Raw genomic sequence first — 18,766 nt, forward strand, 5'->3', positions numbered from 1 at the left:
GCGGAACAAAAAATGCACCCCATCGAAAGATGCGGTGCATTTAAATGAGAATAGGGGCAAGTAGCTTGGTCCAGAACGTACACGTTGAAACGTATGACGCTGCGAACTCTACAAAATGCTTCAGCGGGGTAGTAATTGGGTTTCCGGAATTTCGTACAAAACCTAGAATATCTTCAAAACTCTCGCAGACCTCAGAATATCTAAGTCAGAGTCGTGGAACTGTAAGTAAAGGTTTCGTTCAACATCCGAAAGGGGCATTTCATCAGGTTGGATTCGCAACAGCACGGGTTGCGGGTCCCTGAAGAGCAGAAAAGGTAAGGGGCGAAGCTTCAGACGAAGGGCCGGAAGCCTCGCAGGAGACGATGAGATGGACCTCACCGGCTCCTGCGACAGCTTTAATTCTCTAAACCCAATTTTGATGTTACGGATTAATAAACTTTGTCACAAAAGCTCTTGGATTCCGCGGCCGAGCGGGGGCGCTGATCCTGGAGAAGAGAGAATAAAGGTTGTCACAAAGCATAATCTTTCAAAAATTCTTGGGCTTTTCCGTTTAATAAAGGTCGTCACAACAGTAAAGGTTGTCACAGCAAAGGTTCAGCCAAAGAAAAATCACAAGGATATATCGTGCAAAAACCCCGGAAAAATTATGATGGTATCTTTGTACACAGAGGTAATCGGTACGAGCTTCTCCTGTTCACAGGTACTAAGTCTGTCTCATGCCCCCTCTTCACTCTGCCAGCACACAGTCCTAGATCGGGCCTTACAGTCCGGTTGGAAGCGATTCTCGGCTGCGCGGCGAAACAAGCAAAGGGCCAGTACAGCGAGCTCATGACGCAGCCCCACCGATACGTCATCAGAAGAAATTTCCATTGCCCGGCAAGCTGAGTTCTTACATCTGCGGTGGCCTGGTGTGCGTTTCACCGTGGCAGTCACGGCACCATGCAAAGAGGGCGTCTTACAGAATCCGGCCATGTTTGAGCATTTCGTGGTCATCCGTGTAGCAGCGAAACAGCCCCAAAGAAATGGCGTAAAGCCCCGCCGACTGGGGCGTGAGATCCAGCCTGGACGTGTCCGCGCCACGGACGATTTCGGCGAGCTTGGCCAGAGTGGGATCATCGAGCTGGTACTTCTTGAGGAAGGCGTCGAAGCTGCTTAACGGCCCGACATGGCTCAGGTCTACCCCTAGAATGTCATAGAGCGTGGCACCTTCATCACTTGCCACGCGCAAGACCTCGCTGCTGGGGACGTAGCGGAAAACCGGGACTGTATCGATGAAGCGCTGGATGAGCCAAGGACAGGCGATCCGATCGATCTTTGGACGTTCACGCGTTACCCATTTCATTGGACACCCCACCGCCGGCAGGCGATGGGTCATGAAACACCGGCCGATGATGTCGGCCGGCAGTTGGTTTCAACCACGCAACATGTGGACTGCCAGGCCTGCCAGGGCGCAAGCGAATAGAACCTGAATGACACCCCGCTTAAAGCGGAATAGGGCAATTGCTGCAGCAACCGCTATCATCGCTGAAGGCCAGTCAAACGCCCCACTGAAGCCTTTTGGCCAAAGTACGTGGTAGCCGAAGAACATGGCGAGGTTCAGGATCACCCCCACCACAGCCGCGGTGATGCCTGTCAGCGGTGCAGTGAATTTCATCTCGTTGTGAGTCGACTCCACCACTGGGCCACCGGCAAGGATGAAGATGAAGGAAGGCAGGAAGGTGAACCAGGTCACGAGGCTCGCCGCGACTGCACCGGCAAGGAACGGGTGCTCCGCACCGAACATCGGATGCACGTACCCACCGATGAATCCGACGAAGGCAACCACCATGATCAGTGGCCCTGGCGTGGTTTCCCCAAAGCGAGGCCATCGATCATTTGGGTTGGCGTCAGCCACCCGTAATGACCGACAGCGCCCTGGTAGACATAAGGCAGCACCGCGTACGCCCCGCCAAACGTCATCAGTGCAGCCTTGGTGAAGAACCAGCCCATCTGCGTCAGGCTGCCGTCCCAGCCAAACGACAGCGTTAGCAACCCCATGGGCAGCACCCACAGCGCTCCACCGACCAGCAGCAGGTGTACCAGATGTCCCCAGCTGAAACGGGCATGCTCAGGGGTTGGGGTGTCGTCATCGATCAGCGCCGGACCGAAGCTGTTCTTCGCGGCCCCATGACCGCCGCCGATCACGAACTTGCCGGGTGCGAAGCGGCCCCCCACATAGCCGATGATGGCGGCCACCAGCACGATCAGCGGGAACGGCACGTTGAGGGCGAAGATAGCGACGAACGAGGCGCCGGCCATAGCCCACAGCCAGCCGTTCTTGAGGGCTCGTGAACCAATCCGGTGTGCAGCGTGGACGACAATGGCGGTGACCGCCGGCTTGATGCCATAGAAAATGCCCGCGACTACCGGCACCTCGCCAAAGGCGACATAGACCCAGGACAAACCGATCAGGATGAACAGTGAAGGCAGCACGAACAATGCGCCGGCAATTACCCCACCCCAGCTGCGGTGCATGAGCCAACCGATATACGTTGCGAGCTGCTGAGCCTCGGGGCCGGGCAGCAACATGCAGTAGTTCAGCGCGTGTAGAAACCGTTTCTCGCTGATCCACCCCCTACGCTCGACCAACTCCTGATGCATGACTGAGATCTGTCCGGCAGGCCCGCCAAAGCTGATGAAGCCTAACTTGAGCCAGAACAGGAAGGCTTCATACAGACCGATCGGCTGCTGAGACGCTTGCGATGGCGGCTGTTCACTTACTGCGGAGGTGGTATCAACCATTTTGGGCTTCCTCGCTTGCGAAAGCCGTCAGCAGGCCATCGAAGATGCCTCCTGCGACCATTGTCAGTTGATCGTCATCGCCAATGCTCTCTCTCAATCCGGCGAGGACACGCTCGATACCGGGTGCTTCGGAAGGTTGTACGCCTCCCACATCCAGGTAGTGGATGACACCCGCCAGGCGTGCCAGGCCTGGCTGCTGAAAGGCGAAGCTCTCGATGAGGGTTTCGAAGGAAACCCGCTGGCCAACGTGGCTGAATCGGGCCCCATCAAAATCAAAGCCGAGCGCATCGCTTGGGCAGTCGCTGGGACTGTCCAACCAAATGAATTGGGCATCGGCATCAACGAAGCGACGGATCAGCCAGGCACAGGCCAACCGGTCTACCCAAGGACGTTTTCGCGTTGCCCATCGGCGACCTTGGTATTCGCTGCGCTCCAGCTGGTTGATCGCCTCATCGTGCGCACTCGGCTCATCAGAAGACAGAGCGCGGCTAATCGCGGTCTCAAGCTCCTGCAGGGCCGCGTCGGCTTGGGTCTTGAGTACACCTGGGAAGAAATCGATCGCTGCCAACTGGCCGAAGGCCTTCCTGAGCTTGCGCACCTGTCGGGCTGTCAGCAACGCATTATCCGGGGATAGGTCAGCTCGGCAGCCTGCAATTTCTTCCATCAGCTTGGCGTATTCATCGCTTCTGTCGAATAGCCCGCTGAAGCGCTCCTCGCGTTCTGGCAACGACAGCAGAAATGCCGTGCCGTTGATGGCTAGCACATCTCGCTCCACGGCTTCGAACGTTTCGCGGCCCGCGCTTTGTTCCGGCAGCAAGTACACACCATCGCGTAGCACGGCGGCGCCAGAGGCCTTCAGCGTTCTCCAGGCGCGCATTCGTTCGGTGGCGTTTGCTGTCGGCAGTCCCAAAATCAATAGCGACCAGCTAATCATGTAGAAAACTCAACATAAAATGTATCTTTTCCTACATTAAGCCAGTTTCGTCCAAATGCAACGGGTATTCATCGAGCGTGTCGAGCCGTATGGAATCGCGTTGACCATATCCCCCTGGGGGGGATACGCTGTTGTCGATCTGATGAAGTTCAGGCGATAGAGATCGCCTCCAGCCGTGCACGGAGGTGCCATGCTATCTGTCCTGAAAAACCGCACTTACAGGCACCTGTTCATTGCTCAGGTGATTGCCTTGATCGGCACCGGCCTGGCGACCGTAGCGCTTGGGCTTCTGGCCTATAATCTAGCCGGCGCGCAGGCCGGCGCCGTCTTGGGCACTGCGCTCGCGATCAAGATGGTGGCCTACATTGGCGTGGCGCCGATTGCCGGTGCGTTTGCCGAACACCTACCCAGAAAAGCCATGCTGGTCTCCCTCGACCTGGTCAGGGCAGCCGTGGCGCTGTTACTCCCGTTTGTCACCGAGATCTGGCAGATCTACGTGCTGATTTTCGTGCTGCAGTCTGCATCTGCCGCGTTTACGCCAACGTTCCAGGCCACCATTCCTGACATCCTCCCTGACGAGCGTGAGTACACCCGGGCGCTATCACTTTCGCGCCTGGCTTATGACCTGGAGAGTGTTATTAGCCCGATGCTCGCGGCAGCCCTGTTGACCGTGGTCAGCTTCCACAGCCTGTTCGGTGGCACCGTCGTGGGTTTCCTCGTGTCAGCTGCGATGGTGGTTTCAGCGGTATTGCCGGTAGCCGTTCGCGGGCCCAAGCGGAGCATCTACGAGCGGACGACCAAAGGCCTACGGATCTTCCTGCGTACCCCGCGCCTGCGCGGCCTCCTGGCCTTGAACCTCGCAATTGCTGCAGCCAGCGCGATGGTTATCGTGAATACGGTCGTGTTGGTTCAGGCGAAGCTTGGGCTGGATCAGAGCGCGATGGCCATGGCGTTGATGGCTTTCGGTGGCGGTTCGATGGTGGTGGCCATGCTGCTTCCGCGACTTCTTGAGCGTCTGGACGATCGTAAGGCCATGCTTGCCGGCGGAGCGATCCTGGTGGCTGGTTTGCTGATCGGGGCTTTCGTCTCCAGTTATTCGGCCTTGGTTGTTCTGTGGGTGGTGCTGGGCGCTGGATATTCCCTGGCACAAACGCCGTCGGGGCGGATCTTGCGTCGATCTTCTTCGGCTCAGGATCGACCAGCGCTGTTCGCGGCGCAGTTCGCCTTGTCTCATGCTTGTTGGCTGATTACCTACCCGCTGGCCGGGTGGCTGGGAGCCAGCGTCAGCCTCACTGCTGCGTTCGTTGGCCTAGGTCTACTCGCTGGGTTTGCGTGGACACTGAGCAAATGGATCTGGCATCCCGACCATGAGCACGAGGTTGTGTCGCATCAGCACGACGATCTTTCGGAAGATCATCCTCATGTCGCTGATGGAAAATCTCATGCGCACTCGTTTGTCATTGATGAGCTCCACCGGAAATGGCCACGGCGATAGCGCCCTCCATCCAGGGCGGTGGAGAGTCGCTGGGTCGGTGCTATTTCTTGAGCGCCTTCAGCCGCGCACTGGCTTTCTGTACGGCGGCCATCTTCTCCGGACGTTTCATGCGCTTCCACTTGCGGATTTCATCTTTCGACCGTCCGCAGCTTACACAGAGATCGCCCTTCAACTGACAGAGTGAAATACAAGGGTTCTCGATCTGCGAAGCCATGGATGAGTTACCTGTGGGCAGGATTGTGGCGCGTGAGTGCAGGCCGCCTCAGCGGCCCGCATCCACAGATTAGGCTTGGTGAATTTCGACGGTCAGGTGCCGAATTTCATGAACCGGCAACAGCCGCTCACGAATACTTTCAACACTGGTTGCGGCTTTGCCAACAACGCTGACGATAGCGGCGTGGGCGTCGGGGCCTACGCGCCAAACGTGAAGATCGCAGATGCGGACGTCACCCGGTTGCTCAATGAACTCGCGGATTTCCTGCGCTACGTGATCATCAGTTTTGTCCAGAAGGACGCCGGCAGTCACTTTCATCAGGTTCCAGGACCAGCGCCCGATAACAACGGCGCCGACGATGCCCATCACAGGGTCGAGCCAGACCCATCCAAGGTATTTGCCCGCCAGCAGTGCGACGATCGCAAGGACCGAGGTCAGTGCATCGGCCAGGACATGCACATAGGCCGATTGCAGATTGTTGTCGCCGTGCCCGTGGCCATGATCGTGGTGATGGTGGTGGTCATGCCCGTGATCATGGTTGTGCCCGTGGCCCAGCAGCAACGCACTCACGATGTTCACCAGCAAGCCAACTATCGCGATACCAATCGCGATGCTGAATTGCACTTCATTCGGTTGGAACAAACGGACGATCGACTCAGCACCCACTGCCAGGGCAACGAGTCCCAGGATCAGCGCCGAAGCAAACCCACCCAGATCGCCGACCTTGCCCGTACCAAAACTGAACCCAGAGTTGGTGGCGTGTCGCTTGGCATACGCGTATGCAGCGGCCGCGATGCCGAGCGCACCAGCGTGTGTGGCCATGTGGAAGCCGTCGGCGAGTAGGGCCATCGATCCGGTGATGTAGCCTGCGGCAATCTCACCCACCATCATTACAACGGTCAGCAACACGACCCAGAGCGTGCGCTTCGCATTCTCTTCATGGGAGGCACCGAGAAAAACATGGTCATGGGTGGTTGCCGTCGTGCTCATAGCTTGGATGTCCGAAGTCATTTTGAGTACCGCTGAATGGCTTCCAGGAGTTCTTCTACGCCCTTGCTGCGCTCTTCGTCAGTAAGTGACGGGTGAGCTACGTGCGCCCTGGCGTGATCCTTGATGATTTCGTCCAGCAACCCATTCATCGCTCCACGGGCCGATGCCACCAGTAGCAGGGTCTTGGCGCAGTCCTCTTCTTCCTGAAGGGCTTTTTCAATTGCCTGCACCTGCCCAGCAATGCGTTTGACGCGCTTGAGCAGCGCCTCTTTGTTCGATGCGAGATGGCCCATACCATACTCCCCCTATGTATATTGGCGCGGAGATTGTCATACCCCACCCCCCTATACAAGAGACCAGTAATCAGCAGGCGATTTTTGAGACGAGCGGGATGACTGGCGAACGTATCAACCGTCATCCTGAGGAGCGGTAGATAGAGCCTTCCTTGGCTCTAACCGGGGTATCAGTCGTGAGCGTGGCCATGGCCCGCGCTATCGTTCGACACCTCTGGCTCGGCATCGCCGCATGCGACGAGCAGGCCGAGGAGACCGATTACAGCGAGCGAACGTAGCAGTTTGATGGTCATGTCGTAGGTTCCACAGTGGTGAGATCAAAAAATTGATAGGTCGAGGCTCACTTCTAGTGAGCCTCGACCACGCGTCATTTCTTCAGGTTGAGATAGTCGCCAGTCGTGTTCAGCACAATGGTGACGTTACCCGTGGTACGGTTGCGCCAGAACCAGCCATGGGTGCCGTCGAAGAGCGCAGTCAGCTCACCCTTGTCGCTTTGCACCTGACGACCCTTGCTGTAGCTGTGGAAGTCGCCCTGGGCCGCGTCATAGGTTTCACCGTGGGTGTCGTGGTTGACCGGTCCCGAAGCATTCCACTCATATGCAACGACAGTTCCCTTACGCATTTCGAGCTTGATCTCGCGCCCTTCGCCTGGCTTGAGGGTCAAACTGACCTCGTCGGTTTTTGCCGCTGGCTGCACTGCTTGCTGGGCAGGCTGCACCGCTGCAACTTGTGGAGCCGGAGCGGGAGCAGCCTCGGGAACCGGTGCCGGTATTGCCGGCGCAGGTACAGCGGCTTTCGTAGCGGCCTCATCGGCCAAGGCTTCTTGGGCGAGGGAGATCTTGATCTCGCCCATCTGGGTAAGACCCATGGCTCGGCCCAGACCTGTTGGGTCGACGGCATACTCCGAAGGCATGACCACGGTGACCAGAAGGCCCATCGCGGCAGCGAAGGCGATGGCGGTGGATCGAATGAGCTGACGGCTGCTCGGCAGTTCGTTTGCCGAAGGAAGTGGGGAGTTGAACATGTTCAGAATCCTCAAGCGGTAACAATCAGGCCAGTCAGCTGATAACCCATCAGCAGGAAACCGGCGCTCATCATGGCAACGTTGGCGGTGTAGGCGTGACGCCAGAAACCACCGGTTCTTCTCCAGAAGCCCATCACGATCAGGATGGCGCTCAGCGCGAGCAACTGACCGATCTCAACCCCGACATTGAAAGCAATGAGGTTGGGGATCAGGCCGTCGGCCGAGATTTCGTACTCCTGGATCTTTGTTGCCAGGCCAAAGCCATGCAGCAGGCCGAAGACGAGCGTCGCGGCTTTGGTGTTCGGCTGGTAACCGAACCAGCGCTTGAAGGCCCCCAGGTTGTCCATCGCCTTGTAGACCACCGAGAAACCGATGATCGCGTCGATGATGTAGGAGCTGATGCTGATCTCAGTAAGCACGCCGAACAGCAGCGTGACCGAATGTCCAACGGCGAATAGCGTGACGTAGAGGCCCACGTCCTTGAGGCGGTAGAGGAAGAAGATGACGCCGAACAGGAACAGCAGGTGGTCATAGCCCGTCATCATGTGCTTGGCGCCCATGTAGATGAACGGGATCAGCATGACCCCCGAGCTTTCCTGGATGAATCCCTTGTCGCCTTCCGCTACGGCGTGTGCCAATGCCTCCGGCATGCCGATAAGCAATGACGCGACGAACAGGAACAAGAGGCAGATGGGATGGCGTGCACGCACAGCGAGCAAGCTCCCACCCGTTATCGAGTGTAAACGCATGGATCAATCCTTTTTGCAGTGATCGAGAGCCGCAAAGCGGCCAGGGTCAGGAAGCAAAAGCAGGACGAGGTGGGCGTTCGATTCGGAAGATAGGCGGGTGTGGTACCGAGTTGCCTGACCAGGCCAATGGCATGGACGGGCCGAAGATAGGTGTCAGTTGCGCAGCAGAAGAGAGCTGAGGGGTCTCGTGCTGGTGGTCGGGCGTGAGCGGGGCATGATAGTGGTCAGTGCAATGCGCGCAGCTCCATGAGGCCTCGCCATGGTCATGCCCATGCTTCATGTTCCCTGCTTCTTGGGCAGCGACTTGAGTCGGTACTGCCAACGAATAGGCGTGCCCCGTCCAGGCCAGCATAACGGCCATAGCCAAAGCCACGAGGATGGCTGATGACAGGAAACGACGGGACATTCAGATGCCTATGACGCTGATTCAACAGCAACGTTGCACGTTTGACCTAACCCCCTGGGGGGGATAGCATCGCCAGCGTAATGTATCGCCGACAGAGACTCAAGATATGTCCGATGATCACCAGCACGATGATGAACAGGGCCATGCCCATACTCACCAGAGCCATGAGGCGATCATCAAGCGCCTGAAGCGTGCAGACGGCCATCTGCGCAGCATCATTGCCATGATCGAGGATGGGCGCGAGTGTGTAGACATTGCCCAGCAACTGCATGCGGTTGAAAAGGCCGTCTGCCAGGCCAAGCGCACGCTCATCCAGGACCATATCGACCACTGTCTTGAGGACTCGGTTGCAGCCTTGAGCAAGGGCGATCGATCGGCCCTGGACGAATTCAAGCAAATTACCAAGTACCTGTAGGGCCGTGTTCGAGCTCACCAGCTACCTCGGCCTGTTTCTGGCAGCTTTTGCGGCCGCCACGCTGCTACCCATGCAGTCAGAAGCCGCGCTGGCCGCGATGCTAGTGTCTGAGCTGTACCTGCCCGTGGCGCTTGTCGCGGTGGCTACCGCCGGCAATGTGCTGGGTTCCGTGGTTAACTGGTTTTTGGGTCGAGGCGTCGAGCACTTCAAGCACAAGCGCTGGTTCCCGATTAGGGAGTCCAAGCTGGAGAAGGCACAAGTCTTCTACCAGCGCTATGGATACTGGTCACTGCTATTGAGCTGGGTACCCATTATCGGCGATCCAATTACGTTGGTAGCCGGGGTCATGCGCGAGCCACTTTGGCGGTTCACACTGTTGGTGACCTTGGCCAAGGGTGGGCGGTACTTGCTACTGACTCTTTTGGTACTCGGGAGCATGCCGTGACGTCAGATCCCATCCGTCACAGAGAGCGGCACACGGGCCAGGACCTGATCAAGTGGATCGCCTTGATTACGATGGTGCTCGATCACATGCGGTTGGCCTGGCCGGCTACCAGTAACCTGTTTGTCTTAGGCCGACTGTCCTTTCCTTTGTTCTGTTTGGCGGTGGCCATCAACGTTTCGCGGAACCAGCCTGGTGAGTTGTTTATCCGGAGTAATGGCCGGTATCTCGCCCTTTTGGTGTTGTTTGCGGCGCTATCAGAAGTGCCATACCGGATGGTCAGCACCTCAGGCACATTCAACGTCCTGGTCACGTTGGCGTTGGGTCTGCTGGTCGCTTGGGGAGTGCAGCACCGGACGCTCGAAAGCCTGGTACTGGCCGGCGGGGCGATTCTGGCTGCCTATTTGCTGAGCGAGCCGTTGATGTTCGGCTTTTATGGAGTGTTCGTGCCGGCAGCTCTGGTGCTCGCGATCAAGCGCCCCGAACTTTTCGCGTTACTGCCCGTCGCACTCTGTGCTGCTGCCAACTCTCGAACTGGCCTGTTCGAGCAAGCAGCGCAACTAGAACCATTCGCCATCCTCGCACTGTCGACCGCCGCTCTTGCACCTCTGCTCGGTTTGGCGCTGTTCTGGGCCCCATTGCCGTTCAAGGTCGTGCCTGTCAAACAGTGGAGCTATTGGTTCTACCCCGGCCACCTGGTGGCGCTACTGGGTATTCGCAACTTGCTTTAGCTGCTGGCTTTGCTTCTATGGCTGGCATCCTCAGGGTCAAGAACACCAGCGCTGAAGGACCTGCGGACCGCCTTAGTGACAGTGGCGCTCGCCCGTTTTGTGGTTGGTGTGGCAACCCTTGGAGTCGGTACCGCCGCTATGTGCGAAGGCAGTGACCGAGGAGAACGACAGGACTGCTGCGATCACGAGGTAAACGATTTTCATCAGGCTACTCCATGCTTGGTTTTTGTACGTGGCTTCGGCCACCGGCGAAGATTATGGCTAATTGCCTTCATACGGCAAGCGGCTGCGTCCCCGACGAGGTGTGGTCCAATGAAAGGGGTAATTACGGGCGTCGGGCTGGAGCCCGTGGAATTAAACGCTGCGAGAGTTTTAATTCTCTAAATCCAATCGTCCCGAGTCCCGTATACACCTACAGGCCTCCTAATGAGGCCCAAAGAGTGGTGAACTGGCGCTTGCGCTACAGCGCAGAACCCGATACGGGGAGCTAGTTGAAAAGCTCCAAGAAACGGCTGAAATTGACGGCAGCTATGGCAAGGCCACTCAGTACGATAACTGTCGTGTAGATCGGATGGTCTTTGACGATTTCAATCAACACAACAGGGTGCACCCCGTTCCGCTCGTACCATTTGGATTTCGTCTTCAAGGACTTGTCATGTGTCCGTTCGAAGAAGTTCGCAAACATATCGAGCTTCCTCAAGGTCGATTGATGCATTTTTATGTACTCAGCGTTCACAAAGGCGGCAGCCTCATCAGCGCCCGGCAGCGCGTCTTGGTCGCTGGCATTGTTGAGTTCAGCTAATGCCATGATCCTGCCTTTCCTTCCCTTGCTATCGGCATGCGGGGCATAATTTCTTCCATACAACGCAACCAGCTCACGCGCAAGGTCAACCTTCTTGTCATCCGGCAGCTCTACGGGTTTGCCGCCGAGTACCCGGAAGCGATGCTCAAGCGCAAAGAACCCGAAATTTTCGTCTCGCATATTCCAGTGCAGGAAACGGCAATCCTTGTGCTTATCAAGCCATTGGAAAAAGCCTTTGAGCATCGACTTTTCGAATTTATTGAGCTCTGCTTGCATGCTGGAGAGCTGTTTGCTGAGCTCTGCTTCTTTATGGATGGACCATGATTTGGTCTGGCCGGTTTTTAGGTTTCGTGTGGCGATGGAGGTCACACGTTTCGACTCCCCCGTATCGTTCTGATAAAACGATTCGCAGGAGTAGTGGATTACGTAAACTCGGTTCGCGTCGAGGTAGAGGTCTTCGATTAACGCTCTGCTCCTTTTGCGATCCTTTACCCGATCTAGCTCTGCTCCCACCACCTTCCCCTCAACCCAGTGCAATGTAGGCGAAGCTGGTGATTCTGCCCTCAAATGTGAGTACCCGCTAGATTTACCCCTAGCTTTGCCTTTGACTCTCCCTGAGGGTATACCGCCTGGGGATAACCAGCTTGCTTTGTCTTGGCGGATTGCCCTGCCGATTGACGTGGCCCACATAAGCCGCTTCAAATGCCGTCAGAACGCAGGACCATTCGCTCCCGTCGAGCTGGCTGGTGGGCGTGAGCCAAGAGGCGTATCCTACAAGCGCTTGCTCCGAGACTTGTTGGCCTACAGCCTCCCCTTGGAGACATCTGATAGCCCGCCGCCGAGGCGGGCTTCTTTGCTACCAGATCTGTACAGCAGCGCCTTTGGTTGGCTAGCTGCCCAAGCTAGGCTCTGCCAGAACGCATGCCCATAAGCGGTCTACCTGTCTCCCTAGGCACGCCGGTTATCGACGTACCCAAATCTTTTATCAGGCGCATGGAAAGCAGGCGGAGGTTTGGCGAAATTCGCTTACGCAGTCATTGCTTCGCAGGAATCTGCGCAGGTCATACAGGCCTGTGCGCATTGCTGACAGTGGTCAGCATCTCGGTGCGAAGGCCTGCCCGATCATTTAAGGCTGGAAAATCACTGCTTCTGAATGCTCACGATTTCGCGACGCTTCCCCCATACGGAACCCAAATTTCACCTTGTCTCCTACGTTCAAGCCCTTCAGCTGTGCAGGCTCAGCTTGGATCCGTCCCTGAAAACGTTATGGAGTCATGAAAATGATTCCTCGACAGATCAGCGCCCAGCCGCGTGCCATCGCCCCGCTGCTACGCAGAACGATGGTGTGAAATTAAGAGGGAGTCAGACGCGGGGAGGACGCCATGGATGGGGGGGAGAACCTGTCGCTATGCCTACAGCATAGGTATCGGCAGGTCGTGGGTAACCGTCTGGCCAACTCCACCCCTCAGCACACAGACCAGCTCGGACAAGAACGGGTGGAAAACAAAGCCTTGCCCGCAGGTATACCCATTGAATAAGCCTGTATCTGACGTAGGTCATGCAGAGCCTGCCAGCGGGTCGCAATCGACGATGGCTTCATTGTATACTTCGGCTCCGCATACCCCTTGAGCTACAGGAACATCAGCATGACTGTACTCCAAACGATCTACTGGCAGCCTACGCCGCCTTAGCGCTACGCCCCCTCGCAACAACCTGCTTCCGCTAGCCTCGCTCGCGGGTGCTCACTGCTGTACGCCTGGTTTTACACCTTAAGCACACAGCAAAAAATCCTCAAAATTTGAATTTGTATCGATTCGCTCGCCACTCCCTTGGCGTGCGCGATGCTTTGCCTTGGATATTTATATGCTGCAAAAACTTAGACAAACGTGGTTTTCCAACGTCCGTGCCGACGTGCTCGCGGGGCTGGTGGTCGCACTCGCGCTGATCCCGGAAGCCATCGCCTTTTCCATCATCGCCGGGGTAGATCCCAAAGTCGGTCTCTACGCCTCCTTCTGTATCTGTGCTGTCATCGCCTTTGTCGGCGGGCGCCCCGGAATGATCTCGGCGGCGACAGGCGCCATGGCACTGCTGATGGTTACGCTGGTAAAAGAGCATGGACTCCAGTACCTGCTGGCCGCGACGCTACTATGTGGCGTACTTCAAATCCTTGCCGGCTACCTGAAGCTCGGCTCGTTGATGCGCTTTGTTTCACGCTCGGTAGTCACCGGCTTCGTAAACGCATTAGCGATTCTGATTTTTATGGCGCAATTGCCTGAGCTGACCAATGTCACCTGGCATGTCTATGCCATGACCGCTGCGGGCCTGGGAATCATCTACCTGTTCCCGTATGTACCGAAAATCGGCAAGGTGATTCCCTCTCCATTGGTGTGCATTCTGACGCTGACTGCCATCGCCATTTACCTCGGTTTGGATATCCGCACCGTCGGTGACATGGGCCAACTGCCTGATACGCTCCCGATCTTCCTCTGGCCTGAAGTTCCGCTGAATTTTGAAACCCTGCGCATCATTTTCCCGTACTCGGCTGCGTTGGCAGTAGTGGGTCTACTCGAATCAATGATGACCGCGACCATCGTCGACGACCTTACCGACACCACCAGCAACAAAAACCGCGAGTGCAAAGGCCAGGGTGTGGCCAACATCGCTGCCGGCATGCTTGGCGGCATGGCAGGTTGCGCCATGATCGGCCAGTCGATCATCAACGTGAAATCTGGTGGCCGCACCCGTCTCTCGACATTGTGTGCCGGCGTTTTCCTGCTGCTGATGGTGGTATTTCTTGGCGAGTGGCTCTCCAAAATCCCTATGGCGGCACTCGTGGCTGTGATGATCATGGTGTCCATCGGCACCTTTAGCTGGGATTCCTTGCGTAATCTGAAAGAGCATCCGCTGTCGACCAACCTCGTCATGGTGGCGACCGTCGTGGTCGTCGTGGCCACTCACAATCTGGCTTACGGCGTACTGGTAGGTGTGCTGCTGGCCTCCCTGTTCTTCGCAAACAAGGTCGGGCACTACCTGGATATCAAGAGCACTCTTGAAGAGACGAAATCGCATCGGACTTACCGCGTCGTGGGCCAGGTGTTCTTTAGCTCTGCGGACAAGTTCACTGAGGTTTTTGACTTCAAGGAGGCGCTCAACAAGGTCACCATCGATCTCACACAGGCGCATTTCTGGGATATCACCGCCGTCGCAGCGCTGGATAAGGTCGTGATCAAGTTCCGACGCGAAGGCGCTGAGGTTGAAGTGCTCGGTCTCAATGAAGCCAGCGCGACAATCGTTGACCGCTTCGGCGTGCATGACAAACCCGGTGCCATCGACAAGCTCATGAGCCACTAAGGAGAACGACAATGACCCGCGTAATGGCATGCATTGATAACTCACAATCCTCATTGGCGGTCTGCGATTACGCAGCATGGGCCTCGCAACGACTCAGCGCTCCCCTGACCTTGCTTCATGTGCTGGATAAGGAGAAATATCCTGCATCCGCTGACCTCAGCGGCAATATCGGTCTCGGTAGCAGAGAACATCTGCTGGAAGAGTTGGCCATGCTGGATGCGCAGCGGGCAAAACTGGCGTTGGAGCATGGGCAGCACATGCTTGAAAAAGCTCGCGAGCGAACAGTTCACTCTGGCGCCATGTCACCTGATATGAAGCAGCGCCATGGCCATCTCGTCGAGAGCCTGAGCGATCTCCAAGACGATATTCGGTTACTGGTGATTGGAAGAGTCGGTGAGGACAGCACGCGCAGTGCCCAAAGTCTTGGCAGCCAGATTGAAGCGATAGTCCGAACTATCCACCGCCCCACCCTGATTACAACCAGCCATTTCAGGAAACCTGAAACGGTCATGGTGGCATTTGACGGCAGCGCAACAGGCCACAAGACCTTACAGATGCTTGCTTCAAGCCCGCTGTGCGAAGGCCTGCCAATTCATATCGTCATGGTTGGAACGGATTCTGAAGACAACCAGAACGCGCTGGAGAAGGCACGAACCACGCTTGCGTCTTCCGGCTCGCTGGTGCATTCCGAGATCCGCCCAGGCGAAGTAGAGTCCACACTGCATGCGTATCAGGCAGAGCACGGCATTGACCTCTTGGTCATGGGGGCGTACGGGCACTCACGCATCAGGCACTTTCTGATAGGCAGCACGACCACGACGATGCTGCGTACATCCACTGTACCCTTATTGCTGCTTCGCTGAGCCAGTTCCACTGGCCACAGTATTTCCAGAACTGAGGAAATACCGTGGCCACCCTGGACGATGACTAACTGATCTTGCCGCTACGAGACCACATGCAACTCATAACTGAAATTGTTCACCCCGAGCTGAAATCCAAGCAGGGCAGAGTATTCCGTCGACATGCAGCTCGCGGCATCGTGATGCGGGGTGAACAGATCCTGTTGCTGTTCACCGAGCGCTATAACGATTTCAGCTTTCCTGGAGGCGGCCTTGATGGTGACGAGGACATTGTCGCAGGCCTGAAGCGTGAGCTTGAGGAAGAGACTGGTGCTCGTGAAATACAGGTGCTCCAGCACTACGGTTACATCGAGGAGTACCGGCCCTACCAAAAGCCACAGTACGATCTGATGCACATGACCTCGCATTTTTATCAATGCGAAGTAGCGCCCCAGCTAGAGCCGGTGAGAATGGAAAGCCACGAAATCGCTAATGGTATGCGGCCTGTCTGGATCAACCTGCATGAAGCCATCGCACACAATGAAGCCGTCATGCAGCGTCACGAGTCTTCGATGGGGCAGTCAATTCTGCGCGAAACCTACATGCTGAGAAAAGTCGCTTCCGAATTGTTGATGCCAATCAGCCTTTGAGCTGACTATTTGGCGAAGTCCACTTAGCCTGCCTCAGGCAAGCATCCAATGCTGCGGGAGTAATTGCGTGATTTCGCTCGCCCGCTGTGTCGGAAGCCGCATCAGTACATCCTTGAGATAGGCATACGGATCGTGCCCATTCATACGCGCCGACTGGATCAGGCTCATGATTGCCGCCGCCCTTTTTCCACTGCGCAGCGACCCGGCAAATAACCAGTTCGAGCGCCCAAGCGCCCACGGCCGGATCAAATTCTCGATCTGGTTATTGTCGATGGGCACAGCACCATCTTCCAGGTAGCGCGTCAGCGCTACCCAGCGTTTAAGGCTGTAATCCAGGGCCTTGGCCGTGGCCGAACCCTCGGGCACAAGTTCGCGTTGGGCCAACATCCACTCATGCAGTTTTTCAGCGATGGGCACCGCTGTTTCCTGACGTAATCGCCAGCGGGCTTCGTCGCTCATTTCCTTGGCGTGTCGCTCGACTTCATACAACCCGCCAATCGAGTGAAGCGCCTGCTCCGCCAACTGGCTTTTATTGGCTGCATGCAGGTCGAAGAATTTGCGGCGTGCATGGGCCATGCAGCCGATTTCGGTGATGCCCAGCTCGAAGCTGGCCTTGTAGCCGGCGAAGTCATCGCAGACCAGCTTACCGTTCCACGTGCCCAGGAAGTTACGCGCATGTTCGCCGGCACGGCTGGGGCTGAAGTCGTAGACCACGGCCTTTAGGGCCGAGAAAGGCGTGGTGCTATAGGCCCACACGTAAGCGCGGTGGGTTTTCTTTTCGCCTGGTGCGAGCATCTGAACCGGGGTCTCATCGGCGTGGATCACGCCCTGGGCCAACACATGCTCACGCAGCGCATCGACCAGAGGCTGGAGCTGCACACCGGTCTGTCCGATCCATTGCGCCAGTGTCGAACGGGCGATGGGCAGTCCGGCCCGACCAAAAATCTTCTCCTGCCGGTACAGCGGTAAATGGTCGGCGAACTTCGCCACCATCACGTGGGCCAAAAGGCCTGCGGTCGGGATGCCCTTGTCGATCACTTGGGCCGGTACAGGCGCCTGGATCAGTGTTTCACACTGACGGCACGTCCATTTTCCACGCACATGCCGCTCAACTGTGAACACGCCCGGAGTGTAATCGAGCTTCTCGCTGACGTCTTCGCCGATTCGCTGAAGCTGGCAGCCGCACACGCACTGAGTATTCTCTGGTTCGTGACGGATCACGGTTCGCGGAAACTGCGGCGGCAGTGGTGCACGCTTGGGCTTATGACGTGGCTCGGCCGGTGCGGCCGGCGGATTGGCTGCCTTCAGCTCGGCTTCGATAGCTGCGATATCGGTATCGAGCAGATCATCAAGCAGACTGCCTTGGTCGGGGCTCAGTTGCTCGCTGCGCTTGGCGAACTTGTGTCGCTTGAGGATGGCGATTTCATGAGCCAGTTGCTCGTTGACCGTTTCGAGGCGTTGGATTTTCTGGCTCATGGAGTCGACCTGGGACAGCAACTGCATAGCCTGTTCGGCCAAGCCGCGCAGCTGTTCCGGTGTCATCTGGTCGAGATTGGGCGAGGAAGTCATGCCGCTGATTGTGTCAGAGCAGGTCGTCAACAGCGATAAACCGATGGGCTAATGGCAGGGGCTAAAGCACTGTGATCGCGCTGCCTGCGCCGACCCGCTGCCACGGCAAACCCAGTACCAAGGCTTGAAGTTGCTCGTTATCGAGTTCGACTTCCGATCCGTGACGGATGCCGGGCCAATGAAACTTGCCTTGGTTCAATCGTCGCGCTGCCAGCCAAATGCCCACACCGTCATGCACCAAGACTTTCATTCGGTTGGCACGGCGATTAGCGAAGAGGTATGCGCAGTGCGGCTTCGCCACACCGAACACCGCGATCACCCTGGCCAGCGCGGTCTCGGTACCGGCGCGCATGTCCATAGGCTCGGTGGCAAGCCAGATGGCATCGATCCGAATCATTCCAACAGGTCTCGCAGAAAGGTGGCACAGGCGACAGCGCTTTCGGTCGGCCAGTTCACTTTGACGGTGCCACGCGGGTGCTGGATTTCAATGCAGATACTTGATGAAGCTGCCTGCGAATGTCCTCCGGCTAGCGGCAAGGGCACTGGAATGAAAGCAGGTTGCAGCGCCATAGTTTTGTTCGTGAGTACCCTAATCCATTTATGTACGAGGTTCGCGTTAAGGCTGTGCTTCTGCGCGACGCTGGCAATCGATGCGCCGGGCTGGGCGCACTCTTGGACAACTTGGGCCTTGAAGGATTTTGAATAGGAACGGCGTTGTGACTGCATGGAAAGACCCGCTTAAAAGGCTAGAAATGGTGTCCACTTAAATTAGGTGGACACCATCGCCTTTGGCGTCGGGGTCAGGAAGGTGAGTTGGCCGGACGGTTACGGTCGTGGCTTGGCATAGTCAGTCCAGGCGTTAGGAAGCTGGGCTGCACTGTGCTGGCAGTCCTGCACTCCTGGCCTACCTTGCAGGATTGGTATGGTCACCAGTCTTTCCCAGGTCTTGGTCCTGGCAGCAGGCATGGTCCATGCCCGCCATCATTTCCATGCCCATGGTCTGCATTGGGCAAGGTTCAGTCGCCGAATCGATGCCCGCCATCCCGTTAAGCGGAAGCGCCACGATAAGAATCAGGATGGG

At 57.0% G+C, this 18,766-nt stretch carries 19 protein-coding genes and 2 pseudogenes; 7 read left to right on the top strand and 14 right to left on the bottom strand.

Annotated elements, in window-relative coordinates; all coding sequences use genetic code 11:
• Window positions 1-889: 889 nt before the first annotated feature.
• The 3 genes and pseudogenes from AB5975_09920 to AB5975_09930 all read right to left on the bottom strand — a co-directional run bounded on the left by AB5975_09920 (window position 890) and on the right by AB5975_09930 (window position 3,715).
• Window positions 890-1,342, bottom strand: a pseudogene (locus AB5975_09920) (chromate resistance protein ChrB domain-containing protein).
• A gap of 69 nt (window positions 1,343-1,411) precedes the next feature.
• Window positions 1,412-2,781 (bottom strand): annotated as a pseudogene (chrA, locus tag AB5975_09925) (chromate efflux transporter).
• Entirely contained in the window at window positions 2,774-3,715 is a 942-nt protein-coding gene (locus AB5975_09930; protein XDR22092.1) for a chromate resistance protein ChrB domain-containing protein, read from the bottom strand. Before AB5975_09930 ends, chrA begins: the two are co-directional and overlap by 8 nt.
• A 190-nt stretch (window positions 3,716-3,905) precedes the next feature.
• Between AB5975_09930 and AB5975_09935 the strand changes: the two genes are divergently transcribed.
• Window positions 3,906-5,210 carry an MFS transporter gene (locus tag AB5975_09935; GenBank protein ID XDR22093.1) on the top strand — a complete coding sequence of 435 codons (1,305 nt, stop codon included), beginning with the start codon at window positions 3,906-3,908 and terminating at the stop codon, window positions 5,208-5,210.
• Window positions 5,211-5,250: 40 nt separating this feature from the next.
• Here AB5975_09935 and AB5975_09940 read toward each other — a convergent pair whose 3' ends face one another.
• The 6 genes from AB5975_09940 to AB5975_09965 form a co-directional block, all read right to left on the bottom strand.
• Window positions 5,251-5,424 carry a DUF1289 domain-containing protein gene (locus AB5975_09940; GenBank protein ID XDR22094.1) on the bottom strand — a complete coding sequence of 58 codons (174 nt, stop codon included), beginning with the start codon at window positions 5,422-5,424 and terminating at the stop codon, window positions 5,251-5,253.
• Between the two features lie 69 nt (window positions 5,425-5,493).
• On the bottom strand, window positions 5,494-6,435 hold the full coding sequence (gene dmeF / locus AB5975_09945; protein ID XDR22095.1) for a CDF family Co(II)/Ni(II) efflux transporter DmeF: 942 nt from the start codon (window positions 6,433-6,435) through the stop codon (window positions 5,494-5,496).
• Window positions 6,432-6,707, bottom strand: coding sequence for a metal/formaldehyde-sensitive transcriptional repressor (locus AB5975_09950; protein ID XDR22096.1), 276 nt, complete (start codon window positions 6,705-6,707; stop codon window positions 6,432-6,434). The genes dmeF and AB5975_09950 overlap by 4 nt, the downstream gene beginning before the upstream one ends.
• Window positions 6,708-6,877: 170 nt before the next feature.
• Window positions 6,878-7,000 carry a hypothetical protein gene (locus AB5975_09955; protein ID XDR22097.1) on the bottom strand — a complete coding sequence of 41 codons (123 nt, stop codon included), beginning with the start codon at window positions 6,998-7,000 and terminating at the stop codon, window positions 6,878-6,880.
• A 74-nt stretch (window positions 7,001-7,074) separates the two neighbouring features.
• Complete coding sequence (locus tag AB5975_09960; GenBank protein XDR22098.1) at window positions 7,075-7,731, bottom strand: hypothetical protein; 657 nt, start codon at window positions 7,729-7,731, stop codon at window positions 7,075-7,077.
• A gap of 11 nt (window positions 7,732-7,742) precedes the next feature.
• The gene (locus tag AB5975_09965) at window positions 7,743-8,480 is read right to left on the bottom strand and encodes a HupE/UreJ family protein (protein ID XDR22099.1); all 738 of its coding nucleotides are present in this window, start codon (window positions 8,478-8,480) and stop codon (window positions 7,743-7,745) included.
• A 512-nt stretch (window positions 8,481-8,992) separates the two neighbouring features.
• On the opposite strand from AB5975_09965, the gene AB5975_09970 reads away from it, so the two are divergent.
• Genes AB5975_09970 through AB5975_09980 form a run of 3 tightly spaced genes read left to right on the top strand, consistent with a single transcriptional unit; the run spans window position 8,993 to window position 10,474 of the window.
• Window positions 8,993-9,301: a metal-sensing transcriptional repressor gene (locus AB5975_09970; GenBank protein XDR22100.1), complete on the top strand. Its 309-nt coding sequence runs from the start codon at window positions 8,993-8,995 to the stop codon at window positions 9,299-9,301.
• A 4-nt stretch (window positions 9,302-9,305) separates the two neighbouring features.
• Window positions 9,306-9,746 carry a YqaA family protein gene (locus AB5975_09975; GenBank protein ID XDR22101.1) on the top strand — a complete coding sequence of 147 codons (441 nt, stop codon included), beginning with the start codon at window positions 9,306-9,308 and terminating at the stop codon, window positions 9,744-9,746.
• The gene (locus AB5975_09980; protein ID XDR22102.1) at window positions 9,743-10,474 is read left to right on the top strand and encodes a TraX family protein; all 732 of its coding nucleotides are present in this window, start codon (window positions 9,743-9,745) and stop codon (window positions 10,472-10,474) included. The genes AB5975_09975 and AB5975_09980 overlap by 4 nt, the downstream gene beginning before the upstream one ends.
• 72 nt (window positions 10,475-10,546) lie before the next feature.
• Here AB5975_09980 and AB5975_09985 read toward each other — a convergent pair whose 3' ends face one another.
• Window positions 10,547-10,678 (bottom strand): YHYH domain-containing protein, encoded by a 132-nt coding sequence (locus AB5975_09985; GenBank protein XDR22103.1) that lies wholly within the window; start codon window positions 10,676-10,678, stop codon window positions 10,547-10,549.
• A gap of 283 nt (window positions 10,679-10,961) precedes the next feature.
• On the bottom strand, window positions 10,962-11,645 hold the full coding sequence (locus AB5975_09990) for a hypothetical protein (GenBank protein XDR22104.1): 684 nt from the start codon (window positions 11,643-11,645) through the stop codon (window positions 10,962-10,964).
• Between the two features lie 1,494 nt (window positions 11,646-13,139).
• Here AB5975_09990 and AB5975_09995 point away from each other — a divergent pair.
• From AB5975_09995 to AB5975_10005, 3 genes are all read left to right on the top strand, one after another.
• The gene (locus tag AB5975_09995; protein ID XDR22105.1) at window positions 13,140-14,627 is read left to right on the top strand and encodes a SulP family inorganic anion transporter; all 1,488 of its coding nucleotides are present in this window, start codon (window positions 13,140-13,142) and stop codon (window positions 14,625-14,627) included.
• Window positions 14,628-14,638: 11 nt separating this feature from the next.
• Complete coding sequence (locus AB5975_10000) at window positions 14,639-15,490, top strand: universal stress protein (GenBank protein XDR22106.1); 852 nt, start codon at window positions 14,639-14,641, stop codon at window positions 15,488-15,490.
• 92 nt (window positions 15,491-15,582) lie between these two features.
• Window positions 15,583-16,116: an NUDIX hydrolase gene (locus tag AB5975_10005; protein XDR22107.1), complete on the top strand. Its 534-nt coding sequence runs from the start codon at window positions 15,583-15,585 to the stop codon at window positions 16,114-16,116.
• A gap of 33 nt (window positions 16,117-16,149) precedes the next feature.
• Here the strand turns inward: AB5975_10005 and AB5975_10010 are convergent, their stop codons facing one another.
• The 3 genes from AB5975_10010 to AB5975_10020 form a co-directional block, all read right to left on the bottom strand.
• Complete coding sequence (locus tag AB5975_10010; protein ID XDR22108.1) at window positions 16,150-17,685, bottom strand: IS66 family transposase; 1,536 nt, start codon at window positions 17,683-17,685, stop codon at window positions 16,150-16,152.
• Window positions 17,686-17,746: 61 nt separating this feature from the next.
• Complete coding sequence (tnpB, locus tag AB5975_10015) at window positions 17,747-18,082, bottom strand: IS66 family insertion sequence element accessory protein TnpB (protein ID XDR22109.1); 336 nt, start codon at window positions 18,080-18,082, stop codon at window positions 17,747-17,749.
• The gene (locus tag AB5975_10020) at window positions 18,079-18,411 is read right to left on the bottom strand and encodes a transposase (protein XDR22110.1); all 333 of its coding nucleotides are present in this window, start codon (window positions 18,409-18,411) and stop codon (window positions 18,079-18,081) included. Before AB5975_10020 ends, tnpB begins: the two co-directional genes overlap by 4 nt.
• Window positions 18,412-18,766: the final 355 nt, after the last annotated feature.

The sequence above is a fragment of the Pseudomonas putida genome (assembly GCA_041071465.1).
Lineage (GTDB): Bacteria > Pseudomonadota > Gammaproteobacteria > Pseudomonadales > Pseudomonadaceae > Aquipseudomonas > Aquipseudomonas putida_P.